The organism is Pseudomonas sp. B10 (genome assembly GCF_900156235.1).
Taxonomy (GTDB): Bacteria; Pseudomonadota; Gammaproteobacteria; order Pseudomonadales; family Pseudomonadaceae; genus Aquipseudomonas; species Aquipseudomonas siliginis.
The window spans coordinates 927578-940028 of sequence record NZ_LT707063.1 but is presented as its reverse complement, the minus strand read 5'-3'; the positions used below and the strand labels follow the sequence as shown (position 1 = coordinate 940028).

Below are 12451 nucleotides of genomic sequence, written 5' to 3'. Positions count from 1 at the left end.
AAGCTCTCGAACAGCGACTTCCCGAACAAAACCGTTGGAATCCTCCAGATTGGCCCCGCGTTCAACGCCGCGCCGTGCGCGTACTCACATCCACCCAGACCGCCAACACCAGAATGCTGCCCTTGACGATCATCTGCCAGTAGCTATCCACGTCGAGCATGGACATGCCGTTATCGAGGCTGGTAATCACCAGTGCGCCGAGGAGGGCGCCGTAGACGGTGCCGGAGCCGCCGCGCATGGAGGTGCCGCCGATGAAGCAGGCGGCGATGGCGTCGAGTTCGCCCATGCTGCCGGCGGACGGTGAGCCGGCCGCGAGGCGTGCGGTGTTGACCACGCCGGCGAGTGCGCACATCACGCCCATGATGCCGAAGATCCACAGCTTGACCGCTTGCACATTGATGCCGGACAGGCGGGTCGCTTCCATGTTGCTGCCGACCGAATAGACCCGGCGGCCGAACACGGTCTGGCTGGTGACGTAGCTGAACACGCCGAGCAGAATCAGCAACAGCAGCACCGGCACGGGAATGCCGTCATAGCTGTTGAGGGTCTGGACGAAACCGGCCAGCACCGCGCCGATCACCAGCACGCGCACAACATCACGCACCAGCGAATGCGCCGCCAGGCCATGCAGGGCGCGATTGCGTCGTTGTTTCCAGGTCAGGAACACCGTTAGCACAAACAGCAGCACACCCAGGCCGGTGCCGATCGCGTGGGGCAGATAACCCTGGCCGACGTAGACCAGCTCCGGCGATACCGGGGCGATGGTGGTGCCGCCGGTGATCCCTAGCAAAATCCCGCGAAACGCGAGCATGCCACCCAGGCCGACGATAAATGACGGTATGCGCAAATAGGCGGCCATGTAGCCGTTGGCAAGCCCGATGACCAAACCGCACAGGGCAACCAGGCTGAGATTCGCCAGCAGCGGAATGTGATAGACCACGTCGAGTATCGCCGCGAGGCCGCCAAGCAAACCGAGCAATGAGCCCACCGACAAATCGATCTCGCCGCTGATGATCACCAGCACCATGCCGCAGGCCAGAATTCCGGTAATCGACATCTGCCGCAGCAGGTTGGAGAGGTTGCGCGGGGTGAGGAAACCGCCTTCGGTCTGCCAGCTGAAGAACAGCCAGATCAGCACCACGGCAAATACCAGCGCGAGCATTTTGTAGCGGGTGAACAGTTGTTTGACCTGATTCATTTACGCGGTTTTCCGATCATTATTGTTATGGCTGCCGGGCTGGCTGAGGGCGGCGGCGAGTACCTGTTCCTGGGTCAGTTCATGGTTGACGAAGTCGCCGCGCAACTGGCCTTCGCCGATCACCAGCACGCGGTCGGAGACGCCGAGCACTTCGGCCAGTTCCGATGAAACCATGATGATCGACACGCCTTCGGCGGCCAGCGCGCCCATCAACTTGTAGATCTCGTACTTGGCGCCGACATCCACGCCTCGGGTCGGCTCGTCGAGAATCAGTACGCGCGGTTTGGCCAGCAGCATTTTCGCCAGCACGGCTTTCTGCTGGTTACCGCCCGACAGGCTGGTGATCGGCAGGGATGGACTTGCGGTCTTCAGATGCAGACGGGAGATTTCCCGGTCGATGCAGCCCAGCTCGGCTTCGGCATCGATGCGGGTCATTTTCGAATAGCTCTCGAGCACGGCGAGGGTGATGTTCTGACCGACACCGAGATCGGGAATGATGCCCTGACGCTTGCGATCTTCGGGCACCAGGCACAGGCCGGCGCGGATCGCTTTCAGCGGCGTGCGCGTGTCGATCGGTCGGCCGTCCAGCCAGACTTCGCCCTCGTGGCGTCCGGGGTAGGCGCCGAACAGTGCGGTGACCAGTTCGGTGCGGCCGGCGCCGACCAGCCCGGCAATGCCGAGAATCTCGCCGCGCTTGAGGCTGAAGGAAATGTCGTCGACCCGTTTGCGCTTGGGGTTGTCGACGTCGTAGCAAGTGATGTGGCGCGCCTCGAAAATCACCTCGCCAATTTCATGCGGCTCGCTGGGGTAGAGGTTGCTCATTTCGCGCCCGACCATCTGCGTGATGATCTGCGGAATGTCCATGTCGGCCATGGCGGTGGTGGCGATGTGTTTGCCGTCGCGGATCACCGAAATGGTGTCGCACACGGCGGCGACTTCATCAAGTTTGTGCGAGATGTAGACGCAGGCGACGCCCTTGGCTTTGAGGTCACGGATGATGTCCAGCAGCACTTCGATTTCCGAGCGGCTCAGGGCCGAGGAGGGTTCGTCGAGGATCAGCAGACGCGCCTGTTTGTTCAGGGCCTTGGCGATTTCCACCAGTTGCTGATAACCGCCGCCGTACTGCGAAACCGACAGCGACACGTTCATGTCCGGCACTTTCAATTCACGCATCAAGGCTTCGGCGCGGTGGATCATCGCCGGGTAGTTCATTCGCCCGCCGGGCAGCGTCAGCTCATGGCCCATGAAGATGTTTTCCGCCACCGACAGGTCGGGAACCAGGGTCAGTTCCTGATGGATGATGACGATGCCGGCGGCCTCGGTTTCGCTGATCGATTGCGCCCGGAGCGGTTGCCCGTCCCAGAGGATTTCGCCGTCCCAAGTGCCATGGGGATAGACCGCCGAGAGGATCTTCATCAGCGTCGACTTGCCGGCGCCATTCTCGCCACACAGGCCCACGCATTCACCGGGCCTGACCTTGATGTCGATACCGTTGAGCGCTTTGACACCGCCGAAGGTTTTGACGATGCCGTTCATTTGCAGCAGATAGTCGGACATGGAAAAGGCTCGTATACCAGGGACTCAAACACCACTGAACCTGTGTGGGAGCGAGCCTGCTCGCGAAGGGGCCTCTTCAGACAGAGCTTTACTGACTGACACTCCGCTTTCGCGAGCAGGCTCGCTCCCACAGGTCTGATCAAGATTTACGACCGGATCACTGCCCGGCAATCTGCGCCTTGGTGTAGAAACCGTCCTGTTCGAGCAAGTCGATGTTGTCCTTGGTCAACGGCGTTGGCGTGAGCAGGATGGTGTCGACTTTCTTGCTGCCGTTGTCGTACTGCGAGGTGTAGGCCGGTTTTTCGTTGCGCGCCAGTTGCACCGAGAGCTTGGCTGCTTCGGAGGCGATGAGTTTCAGCGGTTTGTACACGGTCATGGTTTGCGTGCCGGCGATTACGCGTTTGACCGCTGCGAGGTCGGCGTCCTGACCGGAAATCGGCACCTTGCCGGCCAGTTGCTGCGCGGCCAGTGCCTGGATGGCGCCGCCGGCGGTGGCGTCGTTGGAGGCGACGATGCCGTCGATTTTGTTGTTGTTACGGGTCAGGGCGTTTTCGACGATGCTCAGCGCTTCGGTCGGGTTCCATTCCTTGACCCACTGCTGGCCAACGATCTTGATGTCGCCCTTGTCGATGGCCGGTTGCAGCACCTTCATCTGGCCTTCACGGAGGATCTTGGCGTTGTTGTCGGTGGGCGCGCCACCCAGCAAGAAGTAATTGCCCTTGGGCGCCGCTTTCAGCACGCCGCCGGCCTGCATCTCGCCGACCTTTTCGTTATCGAAGGAGATATAGGCGTCGACATCGGCGTTGAGAATCAGCCGGTCGTAAGACACCACTTTGATTCCGGCTTTCTTCGCCTCGGCCACGGCGTTGGTCAGCACTGTCGCGTTGAACGGCACGATGACGATTACATCGACGCCGCGAGAGATGAGGTTTTCGATCTGCGAAATCTGCTTCTGCTCGTTGGCGTCCGCCGATTGCACGAAGACTTTCGCGTCCATTTTTTCCGCCGCCGCGACGAAGTAATCGCGATCGCGCGACCAGCGTTCCAGACGCAAATCGTCAATGGAGAAACCGATTTTCGGGTGGGTAGCGTCGGCCATTACCGGCAGGGCCAACAACGCCAGGGCACTGGCCAACAGCGTACGTTTCAAGTTCTTCATGGTGGTGCGTCCTTTTATTTTTGTTGGAAAGACACGGCCTGACGATGAATCGGGCTGGGTAGAACTGTAGAGAATCTGCCGACGCAGCAGGCACAGAATTGTCGTGCAATTGTCACAGCGTCGTTGCGTCGGCAGAGGGTCTCGGCGATCAGCGATACAGGTAACGGTTGACGATGTTTTCGAGCATTTCCTGACGGCCACTGACGGCTTGCGGATTCAGCTCGTTGGTAAACGCGTGCTCGGCCAGCGACTCGAGATTGAAGTCGCCCGCCATCACCGCTTGCCCGAACGGCTGACGCCAGCCGGCGTAGCGTTGGTCCTTGAGGGTTTGCAATTGATCGTTCTCAACCATCGCAGCGGCGCGTTCCAGCGACAAGGCAAGAACGTCCATGGCGCCAACGTGGCCGTGGAACAGGTCGATCTCGTCGAGGCTCTGCCGGCGCACCTTGGAGTCGAAATTGAAGCCGCCATTCTTGAAACCGCCGGCCTTGAGGATTTCATAGGTTGCCAAGGTCATTTCTTCGACGCTGTTGGGGAACTGGTCGGTGTCCCAGCCGTTCTGCGGATCGCCACGGTTGGCATCGATACTGCCGAAGATCCCCAGCGAGGCAGCCGTGGCAATTTCGTGATGAAAGCTGTGGCCGGCCAGGGTCGCGTGGTTGGCCTCGATGTTGACCTTGATTTCCTTCTCCAGGCCGTACTGCTGGAGGAAGCCGAACACCGTGGCGCTGTCGTAATCGTACTGGTGCTTGGTCGGCTCCTGTGGCTTGGGTTCGATCAGCAGGTCGCCGGTGAAACCGATCTTGTGCTTGTGCTCGACCACCATGCGCATGAAGCGCCCGAGTTGTTCGCGCTCGCGTTTCAGATCGGTGTTGAGCAGGGTTTCGTAGCCTTCACGACCGCCCCACAGCACGTAGTTGGAGCCTTTGAGGCGATGGGTGGCGTTCATTGCGCTGAACACTTGCGCAGCGGCGCAGGCGAACACTTCCGGATCGGGATTGCTCGCGGCACCGGCGGCAAAACGTGGATTGCTGAAGCAGTTGGCGGTGCCCCAGAGCAACTTGATGCCGCTTTGTTCCTGATGTTGTTCGAGGCGATCGACCATTTGTGCGAAGTGTTCGCGGTATTCCTTCAGCGAGTTGCCTTCGGGGGCGACGTCCGTGTCGTGAAAGCAGTAGTAATCGATGCCCAGTTTGCTGAAGAACTCGAAGGCGGCTTGAGCCTTGCCGATGGCCAGTTCCATCGGTTCGCCACTGCGTTGCCAGGGGCGCTTGAAGGTGCCGGCACCGAACACATCGGAGCCCGGCCAGACGAAGGTGTGCCAGTAGCAGGCGGCCATGCGCAGGTGTTCGCGCATGGGTTTGCCGAGGATCAGTTTGTCGGCATCGTAGTGACGAAAAGCGAGGGGCGAATCACTGTTCGGGCCTTCGTAGCGAACCGGCTCGATATTGGGGAAATACTGCATGGACCTTGTCCTTGTTGTTCTTGGCGGTGTCTCGATACTAGCAACGGCCCCGTGCCCGCTGATTATGAAAAGCCTCAACTGCGAGTGCGATTTTGCGTATTGAGCTTCAGCGGCTTCGCGCCTAGTCTGTGTCCATCGTCGCCGTGACATGGCGGCCCGGAACAAAAATAATTTGAGGCCGCTTTCGCGAGCAGGCTCGCTCCCACATTTGATTCGTGTCGTTCACAAAACTGTGTGGGAGCGAGCCTGCTCGCGAATGGCTTGAGGCAAAATCCGGATACTGAATGAAGAGCCTACCGCCCGTGCACCGCATCGCCCTGTTGTTCAACGGCAGCAAGATCTACGACCGTGGAATTATCAGCGGCATCGGCAACTACCTGAGCAGCACCCGCGCTTCCTGGGACCTGTTTCTGGAAGAGGACTTTCTCTGCCGCCTGAAAGGCATCGAGCGCTGGCAGGGCGACGGGATCATTGCCGACTTCGATGATCCGCTGATTGGCGAGGCGCTGGCCGACATTCATTTGCCGGTGGTAGCGGTGGGCGGTTCCTACGAGGATGCACGCGCCTATCCGAAAGCGATTCCCTATGTTGCCACTGACAACAACGCATTGATCACCCTGGCTTACTCGCATCTGGTCGAGGCGGGGTTGCAGCGCTTTGCCTGTTTCAGTCTGCCTGAGGCGCAGGCCAATCGCTGGGCGCAGGAGCGGGAGAAAGCCTTTCGCAAACTGATGCAGCGCGACGGCCTGCATGCCGAGATCTATCGCGGCATGGGCACCAGCGCACCGCTGTGGGACAGCGCCGTCGAACAACTGATCGCCTGGCTGCACAGCCTGCCCAAACCGATAGGCATCATCGCCGTCAGCGACGCCCGCGCTCGGCAGTTGCTGCAAGCCTGCCTGACCGCCGGCATCGCCGTGCCGGAGCAGGTCGCGCTGATCGGCATCGACAACGACCCGCTGACCCGCAGCCTGACCCGCGTACCGCTGAGTTCGGTGATCCAGGGCACCGAAACCATGGGCCGCACCGCTGCGCAATTGCTGCACCAGATGCTCCACGGCATGCCGTCCACCGGTACGCAAATCCTGATTCCGCCTGATGCGGTCAATGTGCAGGTGTCGAGCCTGCACCAACCACTGGGCAATCCCTACGTCATGCAAGCGCTGTTGTTCATCCGCCAATATGCCTGTCAGGGCATCAAGACCGCGCAAGTGGCGGCGTATGTCGGCGTGTCGCGCTCATCGCTCGAAGCGCATTTCCGCGCCGAGCGCGGTTGCAGCGTGCATGACGAGATTCTGCGTTTCAAACTGGCGGCGGCTACCAGCGGTTTGAAGAACACCGATGCGGCGATTGCCGACATTGCCCAGGCGTGCGGCTTCAAGTCTGCGCAATATCTGCACACGGTGTTCCGTCGCGAGTTCGGCTGCACGCCCCGCGAATATCAGCAGGGCGGGGCGTAGCGCTGCGAAGACTTACGCCAGCGCAGCGGCACTGGCTCTGGAGCGCCAGGTGAACGTCAGCACCATCAGCAGCCCCAGACCAGCCATCGCCGCGCCGGCCAGGGAAATCGCTGGATAACCCAGCCCGGCATTGATCACCGCGCCACCCAGCGCCGCGCCGATCGCGTTGCCGAAATTGAACGCGCCGATGTTCACCGCCGAAGCCAGATTCGGCGCGTCTTTGGCGGCTTCCATCACGCGCATCTGCAGCGGCGGCACCAGGGCGAAGCTGGCGATACCCCAGATCAGAATGGCCACGGCGGCCGGCAACGGCCAGCGCATCAGCACAGTGAATGCGAGCAAAACCACAATCAATGCGCTCAGCGACACGATCAGGGTGCGGTCGATCGAACGGTCGGCAGCCTTGCCGCCCCACATATTGCCCAAGGTCAAACCGATTCCGAACAACACCAGCATGGCGGTGATGAACGCGGCGGAGGCGTGGGTTTCGCTGCTGAGGATCGGCGCGATGTAGGTGAACACGGTGAACATCGCACTCGAGCCGACCACGGTCAGGGCCAGTGCGGCCAGCACCGGACCTCGGCCTAGCACACGAATTTCCGCCAGCGCACCCGCGCCTTGCTCTGCTTTCAGATTGGGCAGGGCAAACCACAAGGCGATCATGGTCAGCACGCCGAGGCCGGTAATGCCCCAGAACGCGGTGCGCCAGCCAAACAGGTCACCAAACCAGGCTGCCAGCGGCACACCGCCGATAGTCGCCAACGTCAGGCCCATGAACATCGCCGCCACGGCGCCGGCACGTTTTTCCGGCGCGACCACACTGGCGGCGACCACCGAACCAACCCCAAAGAATGCGCCGTGATTGAGCGAGGTGATCACCCTGGCGACCATCAGGCTGGAGTAATCGGTGGCCAGCGCCGACATCAGGTTCCCCAGGGTGAAAATCGCCATCAGTCCGATCAGCAAATAGCGCCGCGGGATCTTTCCGGTGGTCAAGGTCATCAGCGGCGCGCCGAGCAGCACGCCTAAGGCGTAGGCACTGACCAGCAACCCCGCAGCGGGAATGGAAACGCCGAGATCGGCGGCGATGCCGGGCAACATGCCCATCGGCGCGAACTCGGTGACGCCGATGCCAAAGGCGCCGACAGCGAGTGCAACAAGTGGTGGATTGATACGCATGGAAAGTCTCCTCATCTATGCCGCCAATGCTACGATCCATCGTTTTTCGGCGGTAGATGGCGATTCTGGCAATCACCTTTGCGTAAGAGGCACGAATGGACTTCAACGGCAGATCAGGGGAAATGAGCGTGTTCGTCACTGTGGCGCAGGAGGGCAGCCTCTCAGCGGCTGCGCGTGCGTTGGGGCTGACGCCTTCGGCGGTCAGTCGGATCATCGCCCGTGCTGAACAGCGACTCGGCACTCGTCTGTTGCTGCGCACCACCCGCGCGCTGACGTTTACCGCCGAGGGCGAGGCCTTCCTGCGCGGTGCCCGGCGAATTCTCGCCGACATGGACGAAGTGGAAGGGGCCATCACCGATCAAGGCGTACCCAAGGGCCGCTTGCGCGTCAGTGCCGCCCTTGGCCATGGACGGCTAACCATTGTGCCGCTGGTCGCAGCCTTCACCGCCCGTTACCCGAACATCGTCATCGACCTCAGCCTCGGCGACGAAGTGGTCGACATCCTCGCCGGCCAGGCGGACGTCGCCATCCGCTTCGGCCATCTGCCCGACAGCCCGTTGACCGCACGCCGGCTCGGCCACACCGGCCAGGTCGTGGTCGCATCGTCCGATTACCTGAAACGCCACGGCACACCTCTCGAACCGGAAGACCTGCTCAAGCACAACTGCCTGCGCTTCAACTTCCGCCGCGCCGAAGCCAACTGGCCGTTTATCCGCGACGGCGAGGATTTTTCATTGAAGGTCAGCGGCAACATCGAATGCAGCAGCGGCGAAGCACTGGCCCAGTTCGCCAGACTCGGCGCAGGCATCGCGCGCATTGGCGAGTTCACCGTCAGGGAAGACTTGCAGCGCGGCGCGCTGATCCCGCTGCTGCAAGCGTTTAACCCGGGTGATGAGGAACCGATTCATGCGGTGTTCGTGGGCGGCGCGGCGATGCCGGTGCGGGTGCGCTTGTTTGTGGATTTTTTGCTGGAGCAGCATCGGATGTAAGCGTGCCGGTCGGATTCAGCGAGTCATCCCTGACCCGCAAACTGCCGGCTAGATTGTCGGGATGGTCCCGCCGTCGATCACAAATTCACTTCCCGTGATCGACGCCGCTCGCGGCGACGCCACAAACCCGATCAGCTCAGCCACTTCAGCTGGCGTCGATGGGCGGCCGAGCGGGATACCGCCCAAGGCTTGCATGATGATGTCCTTGCCACCTTGATAGTCAGTGCCTGCCTCCTGCGCGAGTCGCTCGGCGAATGCCACCGAAGCTTCGGTTTCAACCCAGCCCGGGGAAACACGCACGACGCGAACCCCCTTGGGTGACACTTCTTTCGACAGGCTTTTGCTGTAGGTCGACAGCGCAGCCTTGGCCGCCGCGTACGCCGTCGTTGATTCCGGCAGTGGCAGCCGACTCTGGATGGACGTGACATGGATCACCACGCCATTACAACGCTCGAGCATGCCCGGCAGCAGGGCGCGATCGAGGCGCACCGCCGGCAGCAGATTCAGATTGAGCTCGCGTTGCCACTGCTCCTCGTCCAGCGCTGCAAAACCACCACCGGGGGCCGACGAGCCACCCAGGACATGAACCACTATGTCGACGCCGCCCAGTTGCTGTTGGACCGCTGCGATGAGTGCATCACAACCTTCCCGTGTCGAAAGATCAGCCGCAACCAGCAGTGCGCCCGGCATTTCGACGTCCACTTGCCGAGCCGAGGTGATGACCTTTGCGTCCTCGGCCAGAAACCACTCGACCACTGCTTTGCCGATTCCCTTGGTGCCGCCGGTGACGAGGACCCGCTTGCCAGTCAATCCTGAATTCAGCATGGCGAGATCTCCAGCGCGAGGAATTGATGGATTGCGTCGGAGATTTTTTTCTCGTCGGTGACCGTGAGATACATTTGCACGACGTTGGAAGGTTGAAGGTTCATTGCCTGACTCCTGATTGATGGTCTGGAGTCATCTTGCTGCGCTGCAGATAGTTTGTTCAACTGGGACAAATCGTAATGACCCATCCCGGAAAACAGGACAATTCATGGCCCAGGATCGCTTAGCCCTTAATGAACTGGATGCCGTTATAGCGGTGGCACGCAGGGGGTCGTTCCGCCAGGCTGCCATTGATCTCGACGTTTCGACCACCGCGCTGAGCAACACCATTGCGCAACTCGAAGCGCGCCTCGAATCGCGCCTGTTCAACCGCACCACCCGCAGCGTCGCCATCACCGAAGCTGGCAGGGTGTTTCTCGAGCAAGTGGGGCCAGCCTTGCACGACTTGCGCGCGGCACTGGATGCAGTACGATCGCAGAATGCCGGACCCTCGGGAACGCTGCGCATCAATGCCTTCGCCAGCGCTGCGCGTTCGGCGCTGCTGCCACTGGTGATCGAGTTTTTGCAGCAGCATCCGAAAGTCCACATTGACCTTGTGACCGAAGGCCGGCTGGTGGATATCGTGGCTGACGGCTTCGATTTCGGCGTGCGCTCGGCAGGCCTGGTGCCCAACGATGTGATTGTGGTGCCAGTCGGGCCGCCGCAACGGTACGCGGTGGTCGGTTCGCCGGGGTATTTTGCACAACACGGCAAACCGCGCTCGCCGTCCGATCTGCCCGGGCATCGATGCATCCGCGTACGACTGCCGAACGGGGCGATTTTCCCTTGGTATTTCGAGCGCGACGGCGAAGTCATTCGTCTGGATGTGAACGGGCCGCTGACCCTGGATGAATCGAGCGTGGTCAAGGTGGCGGTGCAGGCGGATATGGGGCTGGGCTTTTTCATGGAGCAGGACGTTCGTGACGAAATCCGCAGCGGCGAGTTCGTGCAGGTACTCAAGGACTGGACCCCGCCCCGAGACAGGTTGTGCCTGTACTACCCGAACCGCCGCAATCCCTCTGCGGCCGCCAGGGCATTCATTGAGTTGGCGCGCGCCAGTCAGGCTTGACCCCGGCACGGTATTCAGGCGATCAAGCCCATCGTCAGCCCCTTCAAGGTGGCGGCTGCCCGGGTCGAGCATTGCAATTTTCGAAAGATGCTTTCCATGTGCGTGCGTACCGTGCTCGGACTGATAGCCAACAGTTGCGCGACTTGTTTGTTGCTGGCGCCACGGCTGATCTCCAGAAGAATGCGGCACTCACGGGCTGTCAGCAGCGAAGGCTTGGGTTGCCGCAGGCGGCGCTCGCCACTGGCGGCGGCAATGACCGCTTCGCAGACATCGTTGTCGAACAGACCACGGCCAGCATCCTGTTTGAGTAGCGTGGCGGCTGCGGCTTCGTCGTGGGCTGTTCGCCATGGCCGGGCTTGCCTCAACGCTACCCAGGCGACCGAGGTGGCGAACAGCCGATGTTCGGCATTCAGTGCATCACCGGCCACGCCGCGAAAATAGCCGCTGCCATCGAGCCGTTCATACGCGTGGGTGGCTATCTCGGCGGGCGCGGTCAGTTCAGGAACCGGTCGGAGCGCCTGTTGCGTCCAGTAAGGCACCAGCCGCACTCGCTCTGCCGCACCGTAGGGCAGCGACCCTGGGCTATTCCATAGGTGATTGGAAACGGCTGCGCGGCCGAGACCGTAAATCAGCGCGGACTTGCCAATGTTTGCCAAAGTCGGCTCACTCAGCCCCCACAGGCGTGCCGCTTCCACGGCAACATGCGCGACCTGACGCGAATGCCCGGCCAGCCATGGCAGCTTCAAGTCAATGACGTCTCCGACCAAAGTCAGCGAGACACGACGCTGCTCAGGCGCGGGTTCAACTTTGGTGGAAAGCGTTTCCAGATCCGCCAGCCAGGCCTTGGCATTGGCCACCAGCAACGACACCAGCGACGCTGGATAGCGCCGATCCGACTGCTCGTTGATCCAGCGCAACGCCGCGTCCAGACCGTGAGCGCGAGTGAGAATATCCAGATCACCGGCCATGACCACCTGATAGGCGACCTCTGGGATATGTTCATGCGCAACGCCGAGCGGTCGGCCAGTGCCGTCGTAGGTTTCGAACACCCGACACAGGCCCGCTTCGACGGCGGTTCCGAGCTGGAGGGTTTTGGCGATTGCACCGGACACTTCACAGTGCACCACGGCCAGCGGGGTTGCCTGATGCACCGCGTTCATCTGCTCACTGCCCAAGGTCAGATCGAGCATTGCGCGGCGACCATCGACGTCGTCACCCAGCAGGTCGGCAAAGCCTTCGGCGTTGGCCGTGCACCCAGACCAGCGCAGCAAGGCAATCTGCTCTGCAACCTGCAGATGCTCACCGGCGCCGTGGCATGCCTGCGCGAGCATCCGCGCCAAAGCGGCAACGCGCCGCGAGTGACCGAGCGGTTGCCCCATGCTGAGGTCACCGACCTGGGCGATGGTTGCCAGTGCGCCGTCCAGTGAGATGTCCAGTTGCAAGCCACTATCCATGAAAAATGCCCCCGGGGTCGGATAATTGACCGATGCCCACATCGCAGGCCGGCCAGC

At 61.4% G+C, this 12451-nt stretch carries 10 protein-coding genes; 3 read left to right on the top strand and 7 right to left on the bottom strand.

Annotated elements, in window-relative coordinates; genetic code table 11:
- Positions 1-61: 61 nt before the first annotated feature.
- The 4 genes from BXA01_RS04115 to xylA all read right to left on the bottom strand — a co-directional run bounded on the left by BXA01_RS04115 (position 62) and on the right by xylA (position 5379).
- Complete coding sequence (locus BXA01_RS04115; RefSeq protein WP_076563313.1) at positions 62-1198, bottom strand: sugar ABC transporter permease; 1137 nt, start codon at positions 1196-1198, stop codon at positions 62-64.
- Positions 1199-2755: a D-xylose ABC transporter ATP-binding protein gene (xylG, locus tag BXA01_RS04110; RefSeq protein ID WP_076563312.1), complete on the bottom strand. Its 1557-nt coding sequence runs from the start codon at positions 2753-2755 to the stop codon at positions 1199-1201.
- Between the two features lie 157 nt (positions 2756-2912).
- Complete coding sequence (gene xylF / locus BXA01_RS04105) at positions 2913-3914, bottom strand: D-xylose ABC transporter substrate-binding protein (protein WP_016774327.1); 1002 nt, start codon at positions 3912-3914, stop codon at positions 2913-2915.
- A gap of 148 nt (positions 3915-4062) precedes the next feature.
- The gene (gene xylA / locus BXA01_RS04100) at positions 4063-5379 is read right to left on the bottom strand and encodes a xylose isomerase (RefSeq protein ID WP_041480538.1); all 1317 of its coding nucleotides are present in this window, start codon (positions 5377-5379) and stop codon (positions 4063-4065) included.
- A gap of 284 nt (positions 5380-5663) precedes the next feature.
- Here xylA and BXA01_RS04095 point away from each other — a divergent pair, with 284 nt between their 5' ends.
- Positions 5664-6839, top strand: coding sequence for a XylR family transcriptional regulator (locus BXA01_RS04095; protein ID WP_016774329.1), 1176 nt, complete (start codon positions 5664-5666; stop codon positions 6837-6839).
- Positions 6840-6851: 12 nt separating this feature from the next.
- Here BXA01_RS04095 and BXA01_RS04090 read toward each other — a convergent pair whose 3' ends face one another.
- On the bottom strand, positions 6852-8018 hold the full coding sequence (locus BXA01_RS04090) for an MFS transporter (RefSeq protein WP_076563311.1): 1167 nt from the start codon (positions 8016-8018) through the stop codon (positions 6852-6854).
- 95 nt (positions 8019-8113) lie between these two features.
- On the opposite strand from BXA01_RS04090, the gene BXA01_RS04085 reads away from it, so the two are divergent.
- Positions 8114-9007: a LysR substrate-binding domain-containing protein gene (locus tag BXA01_RS04085; protein WP_172833996.1), complete on the top strand. Its 894-nt coding sequence runs from the start codon at positions 8114-8116 to the stop codon at positions 9005-9007.
- Positions 9008-9055: 48 nt separating this feature from the next.
- Here the strand turns inward: BXA01_RS04085 and BXA01_RS04080 are convergent, their stop codons facing one another.
- Positions 9056-9832, bottom strand: a complete 777-nt coding sequence (locus BXA01_RS04080; protein ID WP_076563310.1) for an SDR family oxidoreductase — start codon at positions 9830-9832, stop codon at positions 9056-9058.
- 208 nt (positions 9833-10040) lie between these two features.
- On the opposite strand from BXA01_RS04080, the gene BXA01_RS04075 reads away from it, so the two are divergent.
- Complete coding sequence (locus BXA01_RS04075; RefSeq protein WP_076563309.1) at positions 10041-10940, top strand: LysR family transcriptional regulator; 900 nt, start codon at positions 10041-10043, stop codon at positions 10938-10940.
- Positions 10941-10954: 14 nt separating this feature from the next.
- On the opposite strand, the gene BXA01_RS04070 is transcribed toward BXA01_RS04075, so the two are convergent.
- On the bottom strand, positions 10955-12394 hold the full coding sequence (locus BXA01_RS04070) for an HD domain-containing phosphohydrolase (RefSeq protein WP_076567664.1): 1440 nt from the start codon (positions 12392-12394) through the stop codon (positions 10955-10957).
- Between the last annotated feature and the right edge of the window lie 57 nt (positions 12395-12451).